The organism is Rhizobium sp. WYCCWR10014 (assembly GCF_001657485.1).
Classification (GTDB): Bacteria; Pseudomonadota; Alphaproteobacteria; order Rhizobiales; family Rhizobiaceae; genus Rhizobium.
The window spans coordinates 20,016-44,198 of sequence record NZ_LXFU01000025.1 but is presented as its reverse complement, the minus strand read 5'-3'; the positions used below and the strand labels follow the sequence as shown (position 1 = coordinate 44,198).

At 62.4% G+C, this 24,183-nt stretch carries 27 protein-coding genes and 1 pseudogene; 16 read left to right on the top strand and 12 right to left on the bottom strand.

Annotated features, from left to right (window positions below; translation table 11 throughout):
- The first annotated feature begins 31 nt into the window (after positions 1-31).
- The gene (gene guaA / locus A6U98_RS05040; protein WP_064648357.1) at positions 32-1,594 is read left to right on the top strand and encodes a glutamine-hydrolyzing GMP synthase; all 1,563 of its coding nucleotides are present in this window, start codon (positions 32-34) and stop codon (positions 1,592-1,594) included.
- A 97-nt stretch (positions 1,595-1,691) separates the two neighbouring features.
- On the opposite strand, the gene A6U98_RS05035 is transcribed toward guaA, so the two are convergent.
- Both A6U98_RS05035 and A6U98_RS05030 read right to left on the bottom strand, forming a co-directional pair.
- Positions 1,692-2,294, bottom strand: coding sequence for an NADPH-dependent F420 reductase (locus tag A6U98_RS05035; protein ID WP_064648356.1), 603 nt, complete (start codon positions 2,292-2,294; stop codon positions 1,692-1,694).
- Between the two features lie 82 nt (positions 2,295-2,376).
- Complete coding sequence (locus A6U98_RS05030) at positions 2,377-3,111, bottom strand: SDR family oxidoreductase (RefSeq protein WP_064648695.1); 735 nt, start codon at positions 3,109-3,111, stop codon at positions 2,377-2,379.
- Positions 3,112-3,375: 264 nt separating this feature from the next.
- On the opposite strand from A6U98_RS05030, the gene A6U98_RS05025 reads away from it, so the two are divergent.
- Entirely contained in the window at positions 3,376-4,272 is an 897-nt protein-coding gene (locus A6U98_RS05025) for a LysR family transcriptional regulator (protein ID WP_064648355.1), read from the top strand.
- A gap of 43 nt (positions 4,273-4,315) precedes the next feature.
- Here the strand turns inward: A6U98_RS05025 and A6U98_RS05020 are convergent, their stop codons facing one another.
- Entirely contained in the window at positions 4,316-5,218 is a 903-nt protein-coding gene (locus tag A6U98_RS05020) for a LysR family transcriptional regulator (RefSeq protein ID WP_064648354.1), read from the bottom strand.
- Positions 5,219-5,455: 237 nt separating this feature from the next.
- Here A6U98_RS05020 and A6U98_RS05015 point away from each other — a divergent pair, with 237 nt between their 5' ends.
- A complete protein-coding gene (locus A6U98_RS05015; protein ID WP_064648353.1) occupies positions 5,456-6,337 on the top strand; it encodes an NmrA family NAD(P)-binding protein in 882 nt (293 codons plus the stop codon).
- A gap of 84 nt (positions 6,338-6,421) precedes the next feature.
- On the opposite strand, the gene A6U98_RS05010 is transcribed toward A6U98_RS05015, so the two are convergent.
- From A6U98_RS05010 to A6U98_RS04995, 4 genes and pseudogenes are all read right to left on the bottom strand, one after another.
- Positions 6,422-6,952, bottom strand: coding sequence for a dihydrofolate reductase family protein (locus tag A6U98_RS05010; protein WP_064648352.1), 531 nt, complete (start codon positions 6,950-6,952; stop codon positions 6,422-6,424).
- A gap of 231 nt (positions 6,953-7,183) precedes the next feature.
- Positions 7,184-7,729: a YbhB/YbcL family Raf kinase inhibitor-like protein gene (locus A6U98_RS05005; RefSeq protein WP_064648351.1), complete on the bottom strand. Its 546-nt coding sequence runs from the start codon at positions 7,727-7,729 to the stop codon at positions 7,184-7,186.
- Between the two features lie 38 nt (positions 7,730-7,767).
- Positions 7,768-8,621 (bottom strand): annotated as a pseudogene (locus A6U98_RS05000) (helix-turn-helix transcriptional regulator).
- 185 nt (positions 8,622-8,806) lie between these two features.
- Complete coding sequence (locus tag A6U98_RS04995) at positions 8,807-9,778, bottom strand: LysR family transcriptional regulator (protein ID WP_064648350.1); 972 nt, start codon at positions 9,776-9,778, stop codon at positions 8,807-8,809.
- 78 nt (positions 9,779-9,856) lie between these two features.
- Between A6U98_RS04995 and A6U98_RS04990 the strand changes: the two genes are divergently transcribed.
- Together A6U98_RS04990 and A6U98_RS04985 are read left to right on the top strand one after the other, a co-directional pair.
- Complete coding sequence (locus A6U98_RS04990; RefSeq protein ID WP_064648349.1) at positions 9,857-10,381, top strand: hypothetical protein; 525 nt, start codon at positions 9,857-9,859, stop codon at positions 10,379-10,381.
- Positions 10,382-10,478: 97 nt separating this feature from the next.
- Positions 10,479-10,748, top strand: coding sequence for an AbrB/MazE/SpoVT family DNA-binding domain-containing protein (locus A6U98_RS04985; protein WP_064648348.1), 270 nt, complete (start codon positions 10,479-10,481; stop codon positions 10,746-10,748).
- On the opposite strand, the gene A6U98_RS04980 is transcribed toward A6U98_RS04985, so the two are convergent.
- Entirely contained in the window at positions 10,745-11,641 is an 897-nt protein-coding gene (locus tag A6U98_RS04980; protein ID WP_064648347.1) for a LysR family transcriptional regulator, read from the bottom strand. The genes A6U98_RS04985 and A6U98_RS04980 overlap by 4 nt on opposite strands.
- Positions 11,642-11,746: 105 nt before the next feature.
- Between A6U98_RS04980 and A6U98_RS35465 the strand changes: the two genes are divergently transcribed.
- The 3 genes from A6U98_RS35465 to A6U98_RS04965 are packed head-to-tail and all read left to right on the top strand — an operon-like array spanning position 11,747 to position 13,820.
- Complete coding sequence (locus A6U98_RS35465) at positions 11,747-12,118, top strand: Atu4866 domain-containing protein (protein ID WP_082933844.1); 372 nt, start codon at positions 11,747-11,749, stop codon at positions 12,116-12,118.
- Between the two features lie 58 nt (positions 12,119-12,176).
- On the top strand, positions 12,177-13,028 hold the full coding sequence (locus tag A6U98_RS04970) for an oxidoreductase (RefSeq protein ID WP_197496346.1): 852 nt from the start codon (positions 12,177-12,179) through the stop codon (positions 13,026-13,028).
- A 57-nt stretch (positions 13,029-13,085) separates the two neighbouring features.
- On the top strand, positions 13,086-13,820 hold the full coding sequence (locus tag A6U98_RS04965) for an SDR family oxidoreductase (protein WP_064648346.1): 735 nt from the start codon (positions 13,086-13,088) through the stop codon (positions 13,818-13,820).
- Positions 13,821-13,928: 108 nt separating this feature from the next.
- Here A6U98_RS04965 and A6U98_RS04960 read toward each other — a convergent pair whose 3' ends face one another.
- On the bottom strand, positions 13,929-14,492 hold the full coding sequence (locus A6U98_RS04960) for a methylated-DNA--[protein]-cysteine S-methyltransferase (RefSeq protein ID WP_064648345.1): 564 nt from the start codon (positions 14,490-14,492) through the stop codon (positions 13,929-13,931).
- A 477-nt stretch (positions 14,493-14,969) separates the two neighbouring features.
- Here A6U98_RS04960 and A6U98_RS04955 point away from each other — a divergent pair, with 477 nt between their 5' ends.
- The 4 genes from A6U98_RS04955 to ybaK all read left to right on the top strand — a co-directional run bounded on the left by A6U98_RS04955 (position 14,970) and on the right by ybaK (position 17,499).
- The gene (locus A6U98_RS04955; protein WP_245304481.1) at positions 14,970-15,374 is read left to right on the top strand and encodes a 2'-5' RNA ligase family protein; all 405 of its coding nucleotides are present in this window, start codon (positions 14,970-14,972) and stop codon (positions 15,372-15,374) included.
- Between the two features lie 89 nt (positions 15,375-15,463).
- Entirely contained in the window at positions 15,464-16,525 is a 1,062-nt protein-coding gene (locus tag A6U98_RS04950) for a succinylglutamate desuccinylase/aspartoacylase family protein (protein WP_064648344.1), read from the top strand.
- A gap of 119 nt (positions 16,526-16,644) precedes the next feature.
- A complete protein-coding gene (locus A6U98_RS04945; protein WP_064648343.1) occupies positions 16,645-16,995 on the top strand; it encodes an ArsC family reductase in 351 nt (116 codons plus the stop codon).
- Positions 16,996-17,025: 30 nt separating this feature from the next.
- A complete protein-coding gene (gene ybaK / locus A6U98_RS04940; protein WP_064648342.1) occupies positions 17,026-17,499 on the top strand; it encodes a Cys-tRNA(Pro) deacylase in 474 nt (157 codons plus the stop codon).
- Positions 17,500-17,574: 75 nt separating this feature from the next.
- On the opposite strand, the gene A6U98_RS04935 is transcribed toward ybaK, so the two are convergent.
- Positions 17,575-18,018, bottom strand: a complete 444-nt coding sequence (locus A6U98_RS04935; RefSeq protein ID WP_064648341.1) for a helix-turn-helix domain-containing protein — start codon at positions 18,016-18,018, stop codon at positions 17,575-17,577.
- 82 nt (positions 18,019-18,100) lie between these two features.
- On the opposite strand from A6U98_RS04935, the gene A6U98_RS04930 reads away from it, so the two are divergent.
- The 3 genes from A6U98_RS04930 (at position 18,101) to A6U98_RS04920 (ending at position 20,994) form a co-directional block, all read left to right on the top strand.
- Entirely contained in the window at positions 18,101-18,784 is a 684-nt protein-coding gene (locus tag A6U98_RS04930; protein ID WP_064648340.1) for a glutathione S-transferase family protein, read from the top strand.
- Positions 18,785-18,908: 124 nt separating this feature from the next.
- The gene (locus A6U98_RS04925; protein WP_064648339.1) at positions 18,909-20,162 is read left to right on the top strand and encodes an aminopeptidase; all 1,254 of its coding nucleotides are present in this window, start codon (positions 18,909-18,911) and stop codon (positions 20,160-20,162) included.
- A gap of 535 nt (positions 20,163-20,697) precedes the next feature.
- Positions 20,698-20,994, top strand: a complete 297-nt coding sequence (locus tag A6U98_RS04920) for a GIY-YIG nuclease family protein (RefSeq protein WP_064648338.1) — start codon at positions 20,698-20,700, stop codon at positions 20,992-20,994.
- A 325-nt stretch (positions 20,995-21,319) separates the two neighbouring features.
- Here A6U98_RS04920 and A6U98_RS04915 read toward each other — a convergent pair whose 3' ends face one another.
- Positions 21,320-21,913 carry an NAD(P)H-dependent oxidoreductase gene (locus A6U98_RS04915; protein ID WP_064648337.1) on the bottom strand — a complete coding sequence of 198 codons (594 nt, stop codon included), beginning with the start codon at positions 21,911-21,913 and terminating at the stop codon, positions 21,320-21,322.
- 2 nt (positions 21,914-21,915) lie between these two features.
- Positions 21,916-23,496 carry an exodeoxyribonuclease VII large subunit gene (gene xseA / locus A6U98_RS04910; protein WP_064648336.1) on the bottom strand — a complete coding sequence of 527 codons (1,581 nt, stop codon included), beginning with the start codon at positions 23,494-23,496 and terminating at the stop codon, positions 21,916-21,918.
- A 342-nt stretch (positions 23,497-23,838) separates the two neighbouring features.
- Here xseA and A6U98_RS04905 point away from each other — a divergent pair, with 342 nt between their 5' ends.
- Positions 23,839-24,084 (top strand): hypothetical protein, encoded by a 246-nt coding sequence (locus tag A6U98_RS04905; RefSeq protein WP_064648335.1) that lies wholly within the window; start codon positions 23,839-23,841, stop codon positions 24,082-24,084.
- The last annotated feature ends 99 nt before the right edge of the window (positions 24,085-24,183 follow it).

The following is a 24,183-nucleotide window of genomic DNA, read 5'->3' as shown; positions in this document are numbered from 1 at the left end:
CAGGCGAAGCACTTTTCATTAAAGCCTCGCCATGACCCAGACAGCACATCCCGACTCCGTTCTCATCGTCGATTTCGGCAGCCAGGTGACCCAGCTCATCGCACGGCGCGTGCGCGAGGCTGGCGTCTATTGCGAGATCGTCCCCTTCCAATCGGCCGAAGAGGCCTTTCGGCGCCTGCAGCCGAAGGCCGTGATCCTGTCCGGCAGCCCGGCTTCCACGGTGGACGAGGGATCGCCGCGAGCGCCTCAGATCATCTTCGACAGCGGCCTGCCGGTCTTCGGCATTTGCTACGGCCAGCAGACGATGTGCATGCAGCTCGGCGGCAAGGTCGAGAGCGGCCATCACCGCGAATTCGGCCGCGCCTTCCTCGAGGTCGACAGGGACTGCCAGCTGTTCGAGGGACTGTGGTCCTCGGGCTCGCGCCACCAGGTCTGGATGAGCCATGGCGACCGCGTCACCGCGCTGCCGGATGGTTTCGAGGTGGTCGCCACCTCCTCCAACGCGCCCTATGCCTTCATCGCCGACGAGAAGCGCAAATATTACGGCGTGCAGTTCCACCCGGAAGTCGTGCATACGCCCGACGGCGCCAAGCTGATCGGCAATTTCATTCACAACATCGCCGGCATCAAGGGCGACTGGTCGATGTCTGCCTATCGCCAGAAGGCGGTCGAGCAGATCCGCGAACAGGTGGGCGACAAGCGCGTCATCTGCGCGCTTTCGGGCGGCGTCGACAGTTCCGTCGCAGCGCTCTTGATCCACGAGGCCGTCGGCGACCAGCTGACCTGCATCCTCGTCGACCACGGGCTGATGCGCAAGGATGAGGCAGCCGGCGTCGTCGCCATGTTCCGCGAGCACTACAATCTGCATCTGCTGCATGTCGATGCCGCCGACCGCTTCATCGGCGAGCTCGAAGGCGTCAGCGACCCGGAAACCAAGCGCAAGATCATCGGCAGGCTATTCATCGAGACCTTCGAGGAAGAGGCGAAGAAGCTCGGCGGCGCCGATTTCCTCGGTCAGGGCACGCTCTATCCCGACGTGATCGAGAGCGTTTCCTTCACCGGCGGCCCGTCGGTGACGATCAAATCGCACCACAATGTCGGCGGCCTGCCGGAGCGCATGAAGATGCAGCTCGTCGAGCCGCTGCGCGAGCTCTTCAAGGACGAGGTGCGCGCGCTCGGCCGCGAGCTCGGCCTGCCCGACAGCTTCATCGGCCGCCACCCCTTCCCAGGCCCCGGCCTTGCGATCCGCTGCCCCGGCGGCATCACCCGCGAAAAGCTGGAGATCCTGCGCGAGGCCGATGCGATCTATCTCGACGAAATCCGCAAGGCCGGCCTCTACGACGCCATCTGGCAGGCCTTTGCCGTGCTGCTTCCCGTCCAGACGGTCGGCGTCATGGGCGACGGGCGCACCTATGAATTCGTCTGCGCGCTGCGCGCCGTCACCTCGGTCGACGGCATGACGGCGGATTTCTACCACTACGACATGGAATTCCTCGGGCGCGCCGCGACCCGCATCATCAACGAAGTGCGCGGCATCAACCGCGTGGTCTACGACGTCACGTCGAAGCCGCCCGGCACGATCGAGTGGGAGTGACGGGGAATACCGTGGGGTAGTATCGGATGGCAGAGGACACTCGAGCGAATCCTATGCCATCGTACTTCTTGGGCCAAATCACACGGCCGTAGATCGATTATTGCTCCTTCTTGAACAAATCGTGGAAGATGAGCTGGCCCCAAGTGCGGCCGCGTGCGTGCACCAGCGCGCCACCCTCGTTGAGCTTTCCCAGCGTGACGGGTGCGAAGCCGAGTTGTTTGGCCAAGTCCGCCACGGAAGCGATCGCGTCCTCGTCGTCGCTCGACAGAAAGACGACCCGGTGGCCGCCCTCGACGATCGGATCGGAAGCCAGGGTGGCGGCAATCAGGTGATTGAACCCTTTCACGAGCTTGGCGCCGGTGAACGCCTTCGCGACGAAGGCGGAGGACGGCAGGCCGTCCAGCTCTTCGGGAGTGAGGGGAAACGAGTTCGTCGTGTCGATGACTGTCTTGCCTTCCCAGCTCGGCAGGGCGTTGGCAACTTCGCGATGCTCCCCGAACGGGACCGCCAGGATGATCGTGTCGGCCTCGAGTGCATCCCGCAGCGACCTGGCGACGATCGTGGGCCCAATCGCCCGAGCCTGCGGCGCCAACGCCTCGGGCGGCCGGCGGCTCGCGACGGCCACCTCGATGTTTTTACGGGCGAAGGCGTGGGCAAGGGCCTGGCCTATCTTGCCGAATCCTACAATTGCGTAGCTCATAATGTTTCTCCGATATTGTGTTGATATTGATTCCCCGGCCTTGAACGGTAATCGAATGGAGCGCCTGGCCGGGTGCAGCGCGTCAGAGTTGCGCAAGGCCGCCGTCAACCGCGACCTCGCTGGCGGTCATGAAGCTGCTGTCCGACGACGCGAGAAAGGCAGCCGCCACCCCGATCTCCGCCGGATCGGCCATACGCTGGAGCGGAGTCATCGAGGCGAAGACCTTCATTCCATCTTCGCCGAGCGCTTCCTTCGCGAGTTCGGTCGCCGTCGCCCCGGGCGACAGCACGTTTACCCGGATGCCGGTGCCCTTCAGGTCCTCCGCCCAGGTCCGCGCGAGGTTGCGCACTGCCGCCTTGCTCGCGCTGTAGGCGGTCATTCCCGGGGCGCCCGTAGTGCCAGCGCTCGATCCAGTCAGGATGATCGAACCGCCCTGGCCCATCAGTGGCAGCGCCTTCTGGACCGTGAAGATCGTACCCTTCACATTGGTGTCGAAGGTTTCGTCAATGTGCTCGGCGGTGATCTTGCCGAGCACAAGTTGGCTTCCCGCCCCGGCATTGGCGAAGACGATGTCGAGGGTTCCGCGCTCGGCCTTCACCGCCGCGTAAAGCCGGTCGAGGTCGCCCAGATCGGAGACCGAGCCCTTCACCGCGCGGGCATTGGACCCTAGGTCGGCCACTGCGGCGTCGAGCGCTTCCTGCCGGCGGCCAAAGATAAAGACGAAAGCGCCCTCCTCGATGAAGCGCTTTGCTGCGGCGCGGCCGATGCCGGTAGCGCCACCGGTGATCACGGCGGTCTTTCCATTCAGTCTGTTCATGTCATGCATCCTTTGGTCGTTGGGGGACGTCCCCGAGACCCTCCAAATAGGTCCGCCGGAGTCAGGCGTTGAGTGCGGAAGCGCGCACATCGGTGGTGCAAAATCGATCCGGGTGGACGACTGACGCCAGCCGCGACGATCGCTGTCGACCGTTCCAAATTCGGCCGTGCTCGTCGACATTAGCTATGATGACCGCCCGTACTGCTGTACGAAAGCGTTCGATACGGACTTTGTAAGACGCACCGCGCGGTGCGGGATTGCACCATGATCGACTGGGATGACATTCGCTACTTTCTTGCCGTGGCGCGCGGCGGCTCGGTGCGGGCTGCCGCCGAGGGCCTCGGGGTGTATCACTCGACCGTGCTGCGACGCATCGCACAGCTTGAGGAACGCCTCGGGGCGCAGATGTTCGAAAAGCTGCCTTCGGGCTACCGCCTGACGGCTGCGGGCGAGGAGGTCCTCGAGCTCGCGAACCAGATGGAAGCGTCGTCGCACCAGCTGGAGACGCGCGTCTTCGGGCGTGACCAGAGCGTGCGCGGCCTTCTGCGGGTAACGTTGGCTCCGCCCCTCGCGACACACCTGCTCATGCCGGACTTCGCCGATTTCGCGCGTCTGCATCCTGATATCGAGATGGAAATCGTGTCGTCCGGCGAGCTGGCAAACCTGACCAACCGAGAGGCCGATGTGGCGATCCGCGTCGTCTACGACCGCAAAACCCTGCCGCTCAATCTTCACGGCCTGAAGGGACCGGAGCTGTTTGGCGGCGTCTACATTTCCTGTGATCGACTGGCCGCATGGCGTGCGGGCGCGCCTGATCCCATCCGGTGGATCGTCATAAGCATGCATGGAATTCCGGATTGGGCCACCGAGGGTGAGGTTCGCGCTACAGGGGTTCCGTTCAGGACCACGGACGGCGAGGCGCAGATCGTTGCGGTACGGCAAGGGCTCGGGATCACGACACTGCCGTGCTTCGTGGGAGATGCCGACCCCCTATTGGTGAGGGTGCCGGGCACCGACCTGCACATGTACGGAACGCTCTGGCTTCTCACGCAGGGGGAGACACGCAAGACGAAGCGCGTCCGGCTCTTCACGGAGTTCGTATCCAGCAGGTTCACCGCGTACGCTCCGCTTCTCGCGGGGCTGTCCATATCGCGCGACTGACGTCCCGCAGGTCGCGCGGTCGTACCGCACAAGGAGAGCGTCATCACTCGCGGACAGCGATCTCCTGGATGAAATCCAGGAGCGCTCTGACCTTCGCCGGCGGGAGGTGGCGCGAGGGATGATAGGCATAGAGCGGAAAGAGTTCTTCCGACCATTCCGGCAGAACCTGAACAAGCTCGCCTCGCGACAGCAAAGGCGCCAAGCCGATCGCGAGGCTCTGGAAAATGCCTTGACCGGCCAGGCAAGCGGAGATCGCAACCGAAGGATCGTCCATGACCAGGCGACTGGAGACCTTAATCTCCTTGACCTCTCCGCCACGCCGGAACTCCCAGGGAAAGGGCAGCCCGGTCTGAGGATCGCGGAAGAGAAGCGCTTCGTGATGGACGAGGTCATGGGGTGATCGCGGTTCGCCGTGTTTTTCGAGATAGGCCGGAGCGGCGACCGTCAGGATGCGGGTCTCCAGCAGCTTGCGCACGATGAGCGATGACTCGTCGGGAGGCCCGAAGCGCACTGCGACGTCGACCCCGGTCATCATCTCCTGGCGATAGTTGCTGGTGGAGAAATCGACCGACAGCAGGGGATAGCGGACCAGGAACTCCTGGAGCTTCGCCGCGAGCACCATGCGCGCGAACCACGGGTCGACCGATACGCGCAGCCGGCCGCGCACGACCGCCGCCGCCCCTGCGGCCTCGGCGGCGGCCTCATCCAGGCCGGCGAGAAGCGGCATCACCTGTGTGTGGAAGCGGCGCCCTTCCTCGGTGAGGCTGACTTCGCGTGGATTGCGATCGAAAAGCCGTACACCGATCCGCGCTTCCAGACGCGCGACGGCCCGGCTCACCGCTGACGGCGTCAGGCCGAGCATCTCCGCGGCGCGGGCGAAATTCCCGGCCTCCGCAACCGCCGCCATGACGCCGACGCCGGTCAGAAGCCGCGTGTCGAAAGCCATTCGATCCCCCTTCGCCTCTGCAGGTCACCGCGCAGCCTCACTCCGGGCCGAATAAGCAGTGAATCTGAGTCATCATAACATTGATTCTAATGCGCGTGAATCACGTCATAGCGCGGTGTAGAAGGATGGTGTCTTACGACGAACGGATCGTCGCGCTCTACGGCGAGTTCGAGCGCAACCTCTATGCCGGGCTCGACTGAGCCTGCGCGACTGGTATCAACCTTCTGGAGAACCATCATGTACGCAATCACCGGAATCACCGGCAAGGTCGGCGGCGCGCTTGCGCGCAGCCTTCTCGCCGAAGGACTGCCCGTTCGCGCCGTGTTGCGCGACGAGGCAAAGGCGGCGGAGTGGAGGACTCGGGGCTGCGACGTCGCCCTGGCCGAGATGGACGAGGCGGCAAGCCTGACTTCAGCCTTCAGGGATGCCACGGGCGTCTTCATCCTGCCGCCCTCCGAATTCGATCCGGAACCCGGCTTTCCCGAGGCCAGACACGTCATCGCCGCCGTAACGTCGGCCTTGGTCGAGGCTCGTCCTGGCAAGGTGGTCTGCCTGTCGACCATCGGCGCGGATGCGCTGCACGAGAACCTGCTGACCCAGCGCACGCTGATGGAGCAGTCGCTGCAGGAGATCGGCATTCCGGTCACCTTCCTGAGGCCCGGCTGGTTCATGGAGAATGCACTCTGGGACATTCCCTCGGCGCGCGACGAAGGCGTGCTGCGCAGCTTCCTGCAGCCGGCCGGAAAGCTGTTTCCGATGGTCGCGACGCAGGATGTCGGGCACTTGGCCGCCGCGCTTCTCCGCGAGGAGTGGAGCGGGGCACGGGTCGTCGAGCTGGAAGGCCCCGCACGTATATCGCCAAACGATATCGCCAGAGCCTTCGCCACGGCGCTGAAGCGTCCCGTCCGGGTCGAGACGGTGCCGCGCGCGAGCTGGGAACAGATTTTCCGCTCTCAGGGAACGCGAAATCCATTGCCTCGGATCCGGATGCTCGACGGCTTCAACGAGGGATGGATCGACTTCAGCGAGCACGGCCGATCGGCAGTGAAGGGCACGACGTCACTCGAAAGCGTCATCGCCGAACTCGTCGGGGCGGACCAGGCAAAAGCATCCGTTTGACGCCGTCCAGACCGTCGGCGTCATGGGGGATGGCCGCACCAAGACCAGACTTCCGCGGCGATTTTCATCTGGTGAGTCCCGAGATCAAGCCGGAACGTAAGTCAACCTGATCACATCCTCGCCAATCCGGTCATGAGCCATCAGGCGGAGCGGCGGCCGGGGTCCGGCGAAATATGGCTTGCCGTGACCGAGCACGACGGGGTGCAGGTAGATTCGATACTCATCGATCAGGCCAAGTTCGGTGAGGCTTTGCGCCAAATTGGGGCCGGCAACTTCGATCTCCCCGTCGCGTTCCGCCTTCAGCGCGCGGATCGCGGCCTCAAGATCCTCCCCAACAAGCCTGGCGTTGGGGCCGACCGACGTCAACGAGCGCGAGAGGACCCATTTCGGCTGGTTCCGCCACGCCGCCGCGAAGGCCTGTCGCTCTGCATCCCATTCAGGATGTTCGTCGTCCCAGTAACGCATGACCTCATACATCCGGCGACCGTACACACTGCCCGCCTGCCGCTGAGCCTCTTCGATGAAGTGGCGGAAGAGCGTGGGGCTTGGCCCAAACGCCATATGATCGACGTAGCCATCCAGGGACTGGTTCATTCCGAACACAAGCTTAGCCATACTCACTTCCTTTCCTTAAACGGCATATCCGCGCAGGCTGATTGCATTATGCAATCGGTTGAAGCTAACTCAACTGATTTTATATCGCAATTGGTTTTTGAAATGCGCATAAATCCGCGACCTGATGTTCGCCACCCGCAGGCCGGAGAAGCCCGCAGAGGAAATGGCCGGCCAAGGTTCAGTCGCCTCGGCCGGCCGTTGTCATGGAAGGATGATGGCTGCGAACTGGCTTCAGCGGCCGTAGGTGACCTCGACGGAGGCCTTGTCGAGCGTGTTTGCCCTGACATAGAAGCCAACCATGGCGGCCGGCGCAGTATCGGGAAGCGGAAGCTTGTCGACCGAGAGCGCGTAGACGGTGAACTGATAGCGGTGCGGCGCATCGCCGGCCGGCGGGCATGCGCCACCATAGCCGGACATGCCAAAATCCGTGTGACCTTCGACAGTGCCTGCCGGAAGCTTTTTGTCACCGCTGGCGCCGGTGGCAATCTCCGAGGCATTTGCGGGAATGTTGAACACCGACCAGTGCCACCAGCCCGAGCCGGTCGGAGCATCCGGATCGTAAGCCATGATGGCGAAGCTTTTGGTCGCCTCGGGCGCACCCGACCAGGTCAGTTCCGGCGAGATGTTCTTGCCGACGCAGCCGAAGCTGTTGAAGACCTGCGCATCGGCCATGGACTTACCGGCTGTCAAATCCTTCGAGGTGAGCTTCATTTCGGCCTGTGCGGCCGTCGCGCCGAAGACGGATGTGGCGAGAAGTACTGCTGTGATAAAACGCATGCTGTTTTCCTGCGGTTGATAATGCAGGAAAACTATCGTCACGGAGCAAGTGCATCTGCCCCGCTATGCTCAACTTCTGCCCCGATCCGCTCAAAACGCTCGGCCCCGCCCCGCACATGGCGTGGATTGACGCCAAACCGCTCTTTGAACCGCGCCGCGAATTGCGACGGGGAGTCGTAACCGACCTCAAGCGCGACCTGCGCCATTGGGAGGGTTGTGGTTTGAATGAGGCCCAAGGCGCGGTTCATCCTTGTATCGCTCAAGATCTCAGTAAAGCCGGTATTCTCGGCGGCCAGCTTACGCCTCAGCGTCGCTTCGCTCATGTTGAACGCGCGCGCCGCGTGCCCCAGCGTCCAATCAAAGGCCGTATCACTTTCGATCATCTGCCGCAGCCGGTCTTCGAGCCGAGGGCTTTGGCTTTGGCCGAGCACCGCTCCGCAGAGCGCAAACCAGGTGATCAGTTCCATCAAACGAGCCTTGGCAATGGCGCCGGGAAGCCTCGTCAGATTGCCGGGCTGACAGCAATAGTCAAACAATGCCGCGGCTTCCTCCGGCAGCTTCGAGGTGCCTGTCGGGACAGGCCTCGATGGAACGGCGATCGATCCCATCCTGGTATAGGCTTCCTCGAAGAGCTGCCGCGGAACAGGAAGCGCCAGCGTCTGATACTTCTGCGGCGCCTTGGGAATGTTCTCCATCGTCAACGGTCGATAGTCGGGCAGCAAGCCATAGGCGCCGGCCTCAAGGCGCAAAGCCTTGTCATCTGCCATGACGATCTTCGTTCCCGATTGCACCTGTATCAACAGGGGGCTCGTATTGACGAGACGAAAAAACAGGCCCGCCCGCCCTGGCGGATCAAGGCCCTGGTCGGAATGGGAAGGACCTCGTCGAGCATATGTTCTCCGGCAACAGGATGGACGATCGTGGGGCTCGGGCTGCCAGGCCGTGAGATTGGAACTATCATCGGTAGACTTGCCACCACCGATCCCTTGAGGATCGGGAATAGCAAAACCGCGTGTCATGGGCAATCTTGAGCGTCATTCAGGTGTTCGAACTCAATGGAATTCCGTGCGTCCCACCTCAGCGCATTTTTGTGACTGGTGTTTGCTTGTCATCGATGTGAATTCGGGTTTTGTCGGCAGCGTCGGCCCGGCTTTTCACGTGATCGATGAAGGCCCGCAGCTTCGGCATCACCTGATGACGGCTGGGATAGTAGAGGAACACACCCGGCACCATCGGGGCGAACGCCTCCAGGACGCGGACGAGTTTTCCCGCCTTCACCGGTCCTGCGGCGATTGGCTCCGGCACTTGCGCAAGCCCCATATCTTCGACCGCGGCTCCCAACATGGTGGGAAAGTCGTGGGCGATCAGCGGCCCGGAGACGACAGCCTCGATCGGCTTTTTGCTGCTGACAAACGACCACGGCGCGATTGAGCCGTTCGAGCGGCGCATGCGGATGCAGGCATGTTGACGCAGATCGTCGATACGCTCGGGCCGCCCTCTTCGGTGCAGATATTCGGGGCTGCCGACGACCACCAGCGGGAAGGACGGCGTCAGCCGGACCGCGACCATGTCGGCTGCGATGAACTGGCCGAGCCGGATACCGGCGTCAAATCCTTCTGCGGCGATATCGACCAGTTCCTCATTCGCGGCGACCTCCACCTCGATCTCGGGAAAGGCCTGGCAGAAGGATGCAATCAGTGGCTCCAGCAGGATCGGCACCACTGACGGCGGCACGGTGAGCCGCAACAGTCCAGCCGGTCTCTGGCCGAGCTCACGCGCAACCGAGCTTGCCGCGACCAGTTCCTCGAAAGCGGGCTTTGCGCGCGTCAGGAACCGCTCGCCGGCTTCAGTCAGGCCGACACTGCGCGTCGTGCGGATGAAGAGTACTGCACCGACACGCTCCTCAAGAACGCGTACGGCCTGGCTGATTGCCGATGGGGTCACCCCGAGTTCCGCGGCTGCTCTGCGAAAACTACGGTGATGGGCAACGCTCAGAAACGCCTCAACGCCGTCGAGCGCGCCTTGCCTGAGTGTGAAGTTCTGCTTCATACCGCATCGATATTATCGCCAATAGTCGATCGCGGGAAGCGGCCGTACATCTGGACCCCACAAATCAGGAGTGCCCCGATGTCGACGGAATCCATCTTTCAAACCCATCTCGTCCTAGGCTATGTCGCGTGGCTGCTTTGCTTCGGCGCGTATATTCTGCCCTGGCTCAAGTCGATGGACAGGGTCAAGGCGCACCGCGCCATCGCCACTCTGCACAGCTTCCGCTTCTTCGGGCTCGTCTTCATTCTGCCCGGCGTCGTCGGTCCCAACCTGCCCGCCAGCTTCGCCACTTTCGCTGCCTATGGCGACCTCGCGGCCGGGCTGCTTGCCATGCTGGCGCTCGTCACGATCAGCATGCGTCCGGTCTTCTGGCTGTTCGTCGTCGCCTTCAATCTCGTGGGAATGGGCGACCTCGTGCTCGACTACTATCACGCGATCCAGGCCGGCCTGCCGGCGCGGGCGGACGAATTGGGCGCCGCATACGCGATCCCGATCTTTTACGTGCCCTTGCTGATGATCACCCACGTCTTTGCATTCTATTTGCTGCTGCGTCCTCAGCCTAACGCGGCTCAGGCCCTCACCGGCGAATCTACGGTATTTTAGGACTCCGCCGCCTCAAGCCATGGACCTCGCGATAGTGTGGTGACGGAACTATTTGCCTCGCATATCTTATCTTTGTGTTACCTGCGGGACTCAACTGATGGCTCACTCCGAAAACCTCATTACAACCGTCTCGACCAACGGGCAGGTCATTCTCCCAAAAACGATCTGCCGGCGGCGGGAGTGGGAGGCTGGAACTCGTCTCATTGTCGAGGAAACCCCGGAAGGCGTGCTTCTGAAGCAGCTCCCTGCCCTTGCGCCGACGCGGCCTGACGATGTGTTCGGTATGCTTCCCTTCGGCGGCGAGCCGAAAACTCTGGAAGAGATGGAAGCCGGCGTGTTGGCCGATGGCCCCGCCGCCGACATCTAACCCCTCTCAAACCTGCGCACATAATCGACCAGCGCACGCAGCTTCAGCGGCTGCCTCTGGCGCCTGGGGTAGTAGAGATAGAATCCCGGGAATGGCGGGCAGAAATGCTCCAGCAGCGGCACGAGTTCCCCGCGCTCGATATAGGGCTGGAAGGTTTCCACCATGCCGAAGGTGATGCCTGCTCCCGCGCAGGCCATGCGGATCATCATGCCCATATCGTTGGTCGTGACGGTGGGATCGACGGAGACGTCGAAGTCGCGGTCGTTTTCGGTGAATTCCCAGCGATAAGGCGCAGTATCCGGGCGTGGCCGCCATCCGATGCAGGCATGATCCTGCAGGTCGCGGGGGTGGCGGGGATGACCGCGGCGCTCGAGATAGCTGCGGGATGCTGCCGCGCATTGTCGCTGCTCTTCGGAGACTGATATGGCGATCATGTCCTGTTCGATCACTTCGCCCAGCCGGACGCCGGCGTCGAAACCGGCCTCGACGATATCGAATTCGTCATCGGTGATGGTGATATCGAGTTTGACGTCAGGGCAGGCTTCCATGAAGCCGGCCAGCAAGGTGCCGGACAGGAAGTTCTCGGCGATCGAGGAAACGGTGATCCTCAGCAGGCCGCTCGGGCGCGCCTGCATTTCCCGCACCGTCTGCATCGCATCCTTGACCTGACGGACCGAGGGACGAACCGCGTCGAAGAACACTTCGCCGGCTTCGGTCAGGCTGACGCTGCGGGTCGTGCGCTGGACCAGGGCGACGCCAACCCGATCCTCCAGGCGCTGCAGGGCCTGGCTGACGGCGGAGCGGGTGACGCCAAGCCGCTCGCCGGCAAGGCGGAAGTTCCGCGCCTCGGCCACCGCAAGAAAAACTGAAATGCCTTCGAGGTCATCGACCATTGGTTAGCACTTCTAACCAAGGCATCCTGGATTGGCAACTCAATCACTCGGGCTCTCCGTATTATCTTTCAGTCGAGGTAAACGAAGGCGTCGAAAGGCAAGGCAATGCGAAGGATTTTCAAAAGCCCCATCCTGCAGTTTTTCACGGCGGTCATCCTTGCTGGCACGGCGATCAGTTCGTCCGCCACCGATGCTGTGACCCGCCAATCTCACCAGCAACAAACAAGCGAGAACAGTATGCAGCAACATCCCTATGTCGGCATGTGGGTTACGGATGATGGCCGCGTCCGCCACGAACTTTTGCCGAATGGCCGTTACGACGAGGCCCGCGGAAACCGGGAAAGCGCCTACCGGGGACGCTACGAAGTCACCGGAAGCCATATCGAATACTGGGATGACACGGGCTTCACGGCCGACGGCGATTTCGTCGACGGCAATACCCTCCATCATGGCGGCATGGTGCTTCGGCGCAAATGATGTGCCGCCTGAAAGGCAACATCACACAGGAGAAGGCCGCGTTAGCCGGCCGGAAAGGATGACGATCATGTCTTCCCCAACACCCCTTTGGTTCATCACCGGCGCATCGTCCGGCCTCGGCCGGGCGCTCGCCGAAGCCGTTCTGGTCCGTGGCTGGCGCGCCGCCATGACGGCGCGCAGACCCGAGACACTGGCAGATATCACGGCAGAGCACGGCGACCGCGCGCTTGCCCTTGCACTGGATGTGACGGACAGCCGCTCCATCGCCCGCGCGGTTCGTGACGCCGAAGCGCATTTCGGCGCGATCGACGTCCTCGTCAACAATGCCGGCTACGGCTATCTCTCGGCGATCGAAGAGGGTGACGAAGCTGAGGTACGCGCCCAGTTCGAGACCAATGTGTTCGGTTTGATCGCTGTCACCAAGCAGGTTCTGCCGGGCATGCGCCGACGCCGGCAAGGGCATATCTTCAACGTCTCCTCGCTTGGCGGGCTCGTCGCTTTTGCCGCAACCGGCTACTACCACGCCACCAAGTTCGCGGTCGAAGCCTTGTCGGAATCGCTTTCCCACGAGGTCAAACCGCTCGGCATCGATGTGACGATCCTCGAACCCGGCGCCTTCCGCACGGATTGGGCCGGCCGGTCGATGGTCGAGTCCAGCACGATCATCGACGACTATGCCGAGACATCCGGCAAGCGGCGCCGGGCGACCCGCTCGATCTCCGGCAACCAGCCGGGCGATCCCACGCGCGCGGCAACCGCGATCATATCGGCGTTCGAAGCGGACGCACCGCCGCTGCGCCTGCTGCTCGGCGCGCCAGCCCTGAAGATCGCCCGCGAACGGCTGGATGCGCTGCGCGCCAACTTCGACGCCTGGGCGGAGACGACGCTCAGCGCCGATTTTCCCGCCTGACCACCCAAAAACCCACAGCCGCATCGCCAGGCGAGCGGCGTACAAATGGAGCTTGAAATGTCTGATATCAAAGGAAAAGTCATTGCCATCACCGGAGCCAGCAGCGGCATCGGAGAGGCTGCGGCAAAGGTGCTGGCTGCAGCAGGCGCCCATGTCGTGATCGGTGCCCGCCGCACCGAGCGCCTGGAGGAACTCGCCGGCGAAATCGCCGCAAACGGCGGGACGGTGCGCCTGCGACAGCTTGATGTCACCGACCGTTCCCAAGTGGAGGCCTTTGCAGGCTTTGCCCGCTCCGAATTCGGCCGGTTGGATGTCATCGTCAACAATGCCGGCGTCATGCCGCTCTCGCCGCTCGACGCCCTCAAGGTCGACGAATGGGACCGGATGGTCGACGTCAATATCAAGGGTGTTCTCTACGGCATCGCCGCAGTCCTTCCGATCATGAAGGCACAGGGATCGGGGCAGATCATCAACCTGTCTTCGATCGGCGGCCACAGCGTCTCGCCGACGGCGGCCGTCTATTGCGCGACGAAATTTGCGGTGCGGGCGATCTCGGACGGATTGCGGCAGGAGACCGATCGTATCCGCGTGACCGTCATCTCTCCCGGCACGACGACATCGGAACTGGCCGACACGATCACCGATCCGACGGCGCGGGACGCTATGAAGGCTTTCAGGGCGATCACGATCAGCCCCGAGGCGATCGCCAATTCCATCCTCTACGCCATCAGCCAGCCTGATGACGTCGATGTCAGCGAGATCATCATCCGGCCGACAGCCAGCCCGCATTGATCGGCCGAGACTTTGCCGAAGCAATTCCAACAAAAGTGTAGAGCGGTTTTGTCAGGCAAAGCGCGAAGCGATTTTGCCGGGAATTGCGGAAAACGAAAAAGCCGCCGCCTAAAAACCCAGCGACTGCTGGGCAGGCGGCGGCGGTGCAAGGCTGACGCCTTCGAGCTCCAGCATACGGGCCTTCGATGACGACCCGCCGGGCGCGGAGAAGCCGCCGATCTTGCCGCCGGCGGCCAGCACCCGGTGGCAGGGGATGATCAAAGCGACCGGGTTCTTCGCCATTGCCTGGCCGACGTCGCGAGCGGCTTCCGGCCCGACGCCGAGCTCCTTCGCCAGCGCGCCGTAAGTGGTGGTGCGACCCCAGCCGACACGCCTTGCCGCCGCATAAATATCCCGGAAGAAGCTATCCTGACCGGCAAGGTCGAGTTCGACGCCGGAAAAATCCATCTCCTCGCCCTGAAAGTAGCGCCTCACCGCAGCGACCGTTTCCAGCACGGCAGGCGTCGGCGCGCCGGCTTCGGCATCCGGCAGGCGGCGCAGCAGCAGCCGTTCGGTCGCCTCTGCGGTTTTGGTCGGCAGTTGGAAACGGGCAATGCCCGCGTCGCTCCAGGCGATGCCGCAGAAACCGCCCGCGGTTTCGAAGATGAGATAGTGGTGCGTTGTCTCAGCCATGACACAGCCTCCGCGTTTTCGATAACCCTCAAAATCGTATGGGACGGCCGCTGTTTCAACCCGTTTCTTGCGCGCGCCGGGCTTCCCGGAAATATTGCGATGCGCCCCTGCATTGTCGACCAAATCTCCATTCATCCGGTCCTGGGGCAACGGTTCGCGTAAGTGAGGTATCGAGCATATCGGGAGATTATGTTCTCTTTTTGTTCTTGATGTTGCTTCCTTTCGGAGTATCCTTCGTCGCGTTTTGGAAACGACGAGGCGGGTCATGACGACCTGAAATTCTATGAACCAGATGCCCCTCGACTTCGGAGACGACAAAAATGGTCGCCGACGGCCCAGCAAACGTCACAGCGCTGAACACGGGCTTTTCTTCGCCATTTGTCCTCCCCCGGCCGTCGAGCAACAAACCGCCTTGATTGCCGGCGATTATTGCAAAACCTTCTCACTCTGCGGCAAGCCGCGCCTGAGACGCTGCATGTGACAATCACTTGTGTTGGAAAATATGATCAACTGCCGGAGGAGATAGTTTTCGCTGCACGGCAGGCTGGCGCCATGGCGGAAAGCGCACCGATCGCAATTGATTTCGACCACATCATGAGCTTCAGGCATTCGGAGGCACTCGTACTTTACGGCGAAGGTGGGCTAAAAGCGTTGACGCGCCTGCACGTCCAACTCGGCCTCGGCATGCACAATCTCGGATTGCCGCACAATATCAAGCGCGATTTCACGCCACACATGACGCTGCTTTACGACCGCAAGATCGTACCATCGACAGCCCTCAACAAATCGGTTTCGTGGACGGCGTCCGAATTCCTGCTCATCGAGAGCCTGATTGGAGAAACAGAACATCGGATTATCGATCGTTGGCCACTGCTCGGTTGAGGCAGGCTGATGCCCTTGGCCACGGCTTGCGCTTGCCTAGCTTCTGCGCATAAAGCTCGTTCAGGTGTTGCACAGGGAGCGAAATCAGCATGGACGTTTCAGAGATCATCATCCCTGGAGATACGCCGGGAACGGAGTGGCGGCTGCCGGTGCTGCGCTTCAAGGGCGGCGATCCGAAGGCGCCGAAGACCTATATCCAGGCGGCTCTGCATGCCGGCGAGCTGCCGGGAACGGTGCTGTTGCATTTCCTTTGCGAGCGGCTGCGGCAGGCGGAAGGCCAAGGCGGGATCGCCGGCGACATCACCATCGTGCCACAGGCCAATCCGATCGGTGCGGCGCAATCGCATTTCGGCGAATTGCAGGGCCGTTTCGACTTGGGCTCGCGCACCAATTTCAACCGGGATTTTCCGCTAATCTCCATTGCCGATCGGGCCACGCTGATCGACGACCTCGATGATTATCCGGCTACCGACAGATTGAAGCGACAGCTGCTGCACATGGCACTCGGAGCCGATCTGGTGCTCGACCTGCATTGCGACGATGAATCCCTGCAATATGCCTATATCGACGAGGCCTTCTGGCCGGAGGCGGCCGATCTCGCTGCCGCGCTCGACATGGAGGCCGTGCTGCTTTCGGATGGCGAAAGCTCGGCCTTCGAGGAGGCGGTCGGCTTTGCATGGAAATATGAAGTTCCCGGCGAGCGCCGGTCCCGGCTGCCCGGCAAACTCTCCGTCACCGTCGAACTCCGCGGCAAACGCGACGTCGATCCGGTGCTGGCGAAAAAGGATGCCGACGGGCTCTGGCACTTCCTCGCGGCACGGGGGATCGTTGGCGACGAAAAATTGGCGGCTACGGCATTTTCCGGTCCGGCCGTGCCGCTCGACAATGTCGAGATCATCCGCACTCCGGAAGGTGGCGCCGTGCTTTTCCATCGCAATATCGGCGAAAGGATTTCGGAAGGCGACCGTCTAGTGACGATCGTCACCCGGCCGGGGCAGCCGGGCGGCAGCATCGAGCTCACCGCGCCGCAGGACGGGCTGATCTTGACCCGAACCTCCGACCGACTGGTGCGGCGGCGCGGCGACCTGATGAAGATCGCCTGCGACGAACCCAGCAAGGCTTCGCGCAAGGCCGGCACGCTGGAGAATTGAACGGGGCCGGTTTTGTCTTGCTGCTATTGTCGACGCGCTCGGGGATAAAACGTCGCACGGCGTTTGCGCCGGCCGTCGTGCATGTTATCTCGCTGCTATTACAGGGAGATCGATCGGGCATGGCCGTCACCATTTATGGCATCAAGAATTGCGACACGATGAAGAAGGCCCGCAGCTGGCTGGAGGAACACAGCGTCGCCTATGAATTTCACGATTACAAGGCGCTCGGTATCGACCGCGCCCATCTCGAAGCCTGGATCGACGAAGCCGGCCTCGACACCGTGCTCAACCGCGCCGGCACCACCTTCCGCAAACTGCCCGATGCCGACCGCGAGAACCTCACCCGGGAGAAAGCAATCCAGCTGATGCTCGACCAGCCGTCGATGATCAAGCGGCCGGTGCTGGAGGCGAGGGGCAAGCTGCTGATCGGCTTCAAGCCGGAGATTTACGCCGGTATGCTCGGAGGCTGACAGGCGCCGCTGAACTCACGAGGGGAAGAGATGTCCAAGACAACGCGCGCGACACAGCTTCTTTCGCAGGCAGGTGTCGCCTTCACCGTTCATGTCTATGACTACGACCCCAATGCCGAGCGCGTCGGGCTGCAGGCGGCCGAAGCGCTCGGCGAGACGCCGCATCGGGTGCTGAAGACGCTGATGGCGGAGGTGGACGGCAAACCGGTCTGCGTCGTCGTGCCGTCGGATCGCGAGGTCAGCATGAAGAAGCTTGCGAGCGCCTTTCACGGCAAATCGGCCAATATGATGAAGCCTGCCGATGCCGAGCGGCTGACGGGCTATCATGTCGGCGGCATCAGCCCGTTCGGCCAGAAGAAGACCGTGCCGACGGCGATCGAGGAAGCCGCGCTTGGCGAATCGCTGGTCTATATCAATGGCGGGCAGCGCGGGCTGCAGGTGCGGCTCGATCCGAAGCATGCGTTGAAGGCACTGAAGGCTGTCGCCGCGCCGCTGATTGCCTGATCGGAGCATGATGCCGAAAAGTGTGAGCGGTTTTACGACGACATCTTGCTCTCACTCTTCAATTGAGAACATGATTCAGAGGAAGCGGTCAAGCAGGCCGGCGATCGCTTTCGCCTCGTTCTCGGCAAGCTTGCAGCCAATATGGGTCTCGATCGATCTGGCATAGACCGACCACATGCGCTCGCGAAGTTTTCGGCCGGCATCTGTGATCACCACCCAGCGGCCGCGCCCATCCTTGGCGAAGGCCTCGCGCCGGACCAGACCTTCTTTTTCCAGCCGGTCGATCAGCCGGGAAAGATTATACTGCGCCAGCAATGTCTGCTCTTCGATCTCGTAGGGGCGCAGCATGCCGTCTTGCGAGCGCGCCAATTCCCAAAGCACGTCATACCAGGCAAGCGGCGGCATGCCGGCCGCTTTCAGGTCGGCTTCGATGGCAGCCAGCAACCGCTCGCGGGCGCGCATGATGCTCGTCCAGGCGGAGGTGACCGCTTCGCTTGGATTCAAGGTTTTTTCGGACATAATGCAATTACATCTATCTTGAATTCCGCCGCAAGCGATATTAGATGCAATTACATCTATTGTCATCGCCAAGGAGGCCCCCATGAGCAAGCTTACCCTCGTCAGCCATCATCTCTGCCCCTATGTACAGCGCGCCGCGATCGCGCTTCTCGAAAAGGGCGTGCCCTTCGAGCGCATCAATATCGATCTTGCCAACAAGCCGGACTGGTTCCTGAAGATCTCGCCGCTCGGCAAGGTGCCGCTGCTGCGGATCGAGGAGGAGGACGGCAGCGAGGCGGTGCTGTTCGAAAGCAGCGTCATCTGCGAATATCTGGAGGAAACGCAGCCAGGTGTGGCGCTGCATCCGAAAGACGCGCTGACGCGTGCCCGCCACCGCGGCTGGATGGAATTCGGATCCTCCGTGCTTTCCGATCTCTGGGGTTACGAGACGGCTGAGGATGCCGCGCAGTTGGAGGCCAAGCGCACGGCGCTCATTTCCAAATTCGCGACTGTCGAGAACGTATTGACGGACGGCCCCTATTTCGGCGGCAACGACTTCAGCCTCGTCGACGCCGTCTTCGCGCCGGTCTTTCGGTATTTCGATCTGTTCGAAACGCTCGGCGACAGCGACATCTTCGAAGGGCTTGAGAGGGTGACGCGCTGGCGCAAGGCGCTCTCCGAGCGGGCGAGCGTCAAGGCCGCCGTTGGCGAAGACTACCCGCAACGGCTGATGGAATTCCTCGAAAAACATAACTCGATCCTGCTCAGGCTGCCTGCCGCCGCCTGAAGCGCGCCGGCGGCCGGACATATATCCGGCCGCTGCAATTCGGCAGCGGCGCGCTTCATTTTCGCCGCAAACGGGTCTAAGTCTTCCAGCCTCCCACCGTCGATGACAGAAGGCAGGTTGAACCATGACTTTCATGCCCCAGAGCCAGAACACAATTGATCCCGTCAAGCTGGAAAAGCTTGCGGAAGTCGCCATCAAGGTCGGGCTGCAGCTGCAAAAAGGTCAGGATCTGGTGATCACCGCGCCTGTCGTGGCGCTGCCGCTGGTTCGCCTGATCACCAAGCACGCCTACCAGGCCGGCGCCGGGCTGGTCTCTGCCTTCTATTCCGACGAGGAAACGACGCTGGCGCGCTATCAATATGGCAGCGACGAGAGCTTCGACCGCGCCTCCGGCTGGCTCTACGAGGGTATGGCCAAGGCCTATACCAACGGGGCGGCGCGTCTTGCGGTCGCCGGCGACAATCCGATGCTGCTGTCCGAGCAGGATGCCGGCAGGGTCGGCCGCGCCAATCGCGCCAACTCCACCGCCTACAAGCCGGCGCTGGAAAAGATCTCGAACTTCGACATCAACTGGAACATCGTCTCCTACCCGAACCCCTCCTGGGCCAAGGTGGTCTTCCCCGACGATCCGGAACCGATCGCGATCGCCAAGCTCGCCAAGGCGATCTTTGCCGCCTCGCGCGTCGATGTCAGCGATCCCGTCGCCGCCTGGGCCGAGCACAATGCCAATCTTGGCAAGCGCTCCGCCTGGCTGAACGGCGAGCGCTTCGCCTCGCTGCATTTCCAGGGGCCGGGCACCGACTTGACGATCGGACTTGCCGACGGACATGAATGGCACGGCGGCGCTTCCACCGCCAAGAACGGCATTACCTGCAATCCGAACATCCCGACCGAGGAAGTCTTCACGACGCCGCATGCGCTTCGCATCGAAGGCCATGTGTCGAGCACCAAGCCGCTCTCGCACCAGGGCACGCTGATCGACAATATCCAGGTGCGTTTCGAGGGCGGGCGCATTGTCGAAGCAAAGGCCTCGCGCGGCGAAGAGGTCTTGAACAAGGTGCTCGATACCGACGAGGGCGCGCGCCGGCTCGGCGAAGTGGCGCTGGTGCCGCATTCCTCACCGATCTCGGCGAGCGGCATCCTGTTCTACAACACGCTGTTCGACGAAAACGCCTCATGCCACATCGCGCTCGGCCAGTGCTATTCCAAATGCTTCCTCGATGGCGCGACACTGAGTCAGGAGCAGATCAAGGCGCAGGGCGGTAATTCCAGCCTGATCCATATCGACTGGATGATCGGCTCGGACAAGGTCGATATCGACGGCATCAAGCCGGATGGCTCGCGGGTTCCGGTGATGCGGCAGGGCGAATGGGCCTGAGCGGCAGCATCGTGCGCTGAGTGGATAAAACGAGGTGGTGCGGCCAGCCCCGTCCTTCGAGGCCCCTCCGGGGGCACCTCAGGATGAGGCTGGAGAGACGTGGCGGCTCGGCTCAAGAGGGAGGCGCAGCGACAACGCAGGCCGGAAATGTTAGCCCAGGCGGCAAGCACCACGGATCAGCCCTCATCCTGAGGTGTGGAGGCCAAAGGCCGGAGCCTCGAAGGACGAGAGCGGGTGGCCCCGCGCCCACCGCAGCGCCCGCATTGCTGGAGGCGCCGTGGCCAGCCCCGTCCTTCGAGGCCCCGGCGGGGCACCTCAGGATGAGGCTGGAGAAGAGCCCGTGCCAGAAGGATAGCGGCAAGCTCATCAGCCTGGGATGGCTGGAGTCTTTATCAGCCCACCACCACACGCCACCGCGATCAGCCCTCATCCTGAGGTGCGGAGGCCAAAGGCCGGAGCCTCGAAGGACGAGGGCGGGTGGCAGACACCTCCAGCATTATTGCCGCCCGCCGACCCACCATGCTAGCCTCCCTCTATGGAAGTCACCGTCTATATTCTCCGCTGCAGCGACGACTCATATTATACCGGCCTCACCAAGCAGGAGATCGAGGCGCGTGTCTGGGAGCATAATGCCGGAACCTATGACGGCTATACCGCCAAGCGACGTCCGGTCGAACTCGTCTTCACCGAAACCTATGACCGCATCATCGACGCCATCGCCCGCGAGCGCCAGATCAAGGGCTGGTCGCGCCGAAAGAAGGAAGCGTTGATGGCAATGGATTACGAGGCCCTGCCTGACTTGTCGAAGCGCGGGCCTGTCAAAGCCGGATGAGCCGCCCAAGGCCAGCCCCGTCCTTCGAGGCCCCTGCGGGGCACCTCAGGATGAGGCTGGAGGGAGGGCGTGCCTCAGGTGATCCTTCACTGCCGATCACGCCTGAGGATAAGACCGGGAGCAAGGGCGTGCCAGCCCCACGGCATCATGACTAGCCCTCATCCTGAGGTGCGAAGGCCATAGGCCGTAGGCTCGAAGGACGGGGGCGGGTGGCTGCACAGCACGCGACATTGTCCGAGACGCAACATGCCCCAGCATGCATGCTCTAACTTTTGTTTTACGCAATCCGAACGCAAACCCGCCGCACACTTTTGCTGGAATTGCTTTAGCGGATCGCCGATAGCAGCTTGCGCACGCGATCGAGATGCGCCTTGCGCTTTGCATCCGTGGCCCGGTCCATGTCGTGCAGGCTGAGCATGCGAAAATTCAGCCGCTTCGAACAGAAGGCGGCGATGCCGCGCTTCAAGAGCCGGCGCACCGGATCGCCCATATAGAGACGCACCAGCCACCAGGGTGAGCCTGTCGTCGTCAGCGCATAGAGCAGCCGGATATTGGTCAGCTGCGGCACGATGCGGCCGCCGGCGGCATCATGGCTGAAGGCAACGCCGGGGGCGAAAACACGGTCGAAGAAACCCTTCAGGATGGCGGGGAAATTGAACCACCATTGCGGAAAGACGAAGATCAGGCCGTCGGCAGCCTTCAGGCGGGCGACAATATCGGCAACGGCTGAGGTATCGTAGGGCTGGTCGAAATAACCGCTGCGCTCGGCCCTCGAAAGACGCGGATCGAAATCTTCGCGGTAGAGATCAAGCAGATCAACCGTATGGCCTGCCGCTTCCAGCGCCTCACGCGCGGTCCGTGCCACAGCGGCGGCGAAACTGTCCTCCAACGGATGGGCCAGCACCAGCAGGATCCGCATCGTCAGAACAGGCTTCCCTGCTTCGGCGGTTCTGCGGGTCTTACGCTGCGCTTCTTGGCACCGGCTGGCGGTGTGCCACCTTCCGTGGTCATGGCGCCGACACGGCCGTCGGCGAATTCGATGGCGATGCCCATGCCGGCGGAGAGGTGAGCAGCCTGCGAGACCGGCCTGTTATCCTCATCGCGAATGACGGCGTAGCCGCGCTTCAGCACATTCTTATAGGAGAGCGACTGCAGTACGCGGTCCTGCGCGGAAAGCTCGGCGCGCGCGCGGGTCAGCTGATGGCGGATCGCCGTATCGGCATGGCGCGAAAGATTGCCGAGGCGTTCGCGACCGCGGTCGGTCTGGGTCTTCAGCCGGGCCGGCAGTGAGGCGAGGATGGCTTCGGCGCGGTCGACGCGTGATTTCGAGCGGTCGATCAGCCGCTCGACCATGCGCTCGGCCCGGGCCATGCGCTCGTTCAGCGTCTGACGGCGCTCGGCGATGCGGCCGGCGAGCAGGTCCGGGCGCAGATGCGAGCCGACGCGCTCGAAGCCGCGGCGCTTGTTGATGGTATTGAGCTCCAGCCCGCGGCCGAGACCGGTCGCCGCCTCGTCGAAACGGCGACGCGGCAAGGCGAGAAGCTGATCGAGCGACGGCAATGCCCGCATCAGCGCGCGCACCGACTGGCGGCGCTGATCCATCTGCCGGTTCATGCAGCCCTGCAGGCGTGCCGCAAGAGCGGCGGCCTGCGCCTCGAGCTCCGCCTTGACCGGCACCGCCATTTCCGCTGCCCCCGTCGGCGTCGGCGCGCGGACATCAGCGGCATAGTCGATCAGCGTCCAGTCGGTCTCATGGCCGACGGCCGAGATCAGCGGTATGCGGCTTTCGGCCGCAGCACGCACGACGATTTCGTCGTTGAAGCTCCAGAGATCTTCCAGGCTGCCGCCACCGCGCGCGACGATCAGCACGTCCGGGCGCGGAATGGCGCCTGCCGGCTGAAGCGCGTTGAAGCCGCGGATGGCGTTCGCCACCTCCTCGCCGGATCCCTCGCCCTGAACCTTCACCGGCCAGACGAGTACATGCACGGGAAAACGATCGGAGATGCGGTGAAGGATATCGCGGATCACGGCACCGGTCGGCGAGGTGACGACGCCGATTACGCTGGGCATGAAGGGCAGCCGCTTCTTGCGGGCGGCATCGAACAGGCCCTCGGCGCCGAGCTTGCGCTTGCGCTCTTCGATCAGCGCCATCAGCGCGCCGGCGCCGGCCGGCTCCAGCGTCTCGATGACGATCTGATATTTCGAGGAGCCCGGAAAGGTAGTGACCTTGCCGGTGGCGATGACTTCCATGCCCTCTTCCGGGCGGAACTTCAGCCGCGAGAAGGTGCCCTTCCAGATGACGGCGTCGATGCGGGCGCGGTCGTCCTTCAGCGCGAAATAGGCATGGCCCGAGGAGTGCGGCCCACGATAGCCGGAGATTTCGCCGCGCACGCGAACCTGGTCGAAGGCGGTTTCGACAGTGCGCTTGATCGAGCCGGAGAGTTCCGAAACCGAATATTCGGCAAGGTTGGTCGGCGAATCGCCGTCGAAGACGTTGCTCATCCCTTCTTTGTATGTCGATCTCCATCAAACGGGAAGCTCGGCTTCAGCAGACGGACCTGTTTTCCCGGCCGTTAAAATCGGTGGTGGGAGAAGTTCGTCGCCAGTCCATCGAGCGCGCTCGTCTCAACGTATCCTGCACATGCATTCGTTGCAGCCAGGCAGACAAACAACAAAATCGAGCAATTCTGTTTTGTTGCGGAACGTATAGTTAGACAATGCGTTTCACACGAAAGGGATTGCTAACCACCGCAATACAAAGGCTTTTCGGCAAAGCCTGCCGGTAAACCTTTGTTAGTTGGCGCTTCCTATGCTTCCCCTCGTTATCTCTGGGAAGGTGCTGAAATGATTATTCTCACAGCAGCAGCATTAGGCATCAGCGCCGGGCAAACGCGCTCGGCTGCCGTGATCGCGTTGGTCGCCGCGCTGATCGGAATGACGTTCGTGTTGGCGGCGATAACCTCGCCCGGCCCGGTGTCCATTCTCGCATTCGTCTATGCCGTGCTCGGCTTTAATGGCGGCCTCATGCTCTTCGTGCTCGGGCTCTATGCCAATCACCGCCTTCGTCGTGCCACGCGCGTTTCGCACTGATAAGCGCGTCGCGATCTTTTAGATTGGCTTCCCGCGCTTGCGTTGTTTTTAAGCATGTCGTTATAGCGATCTGCTTTATCCCATCCTGAAGACTGCCAG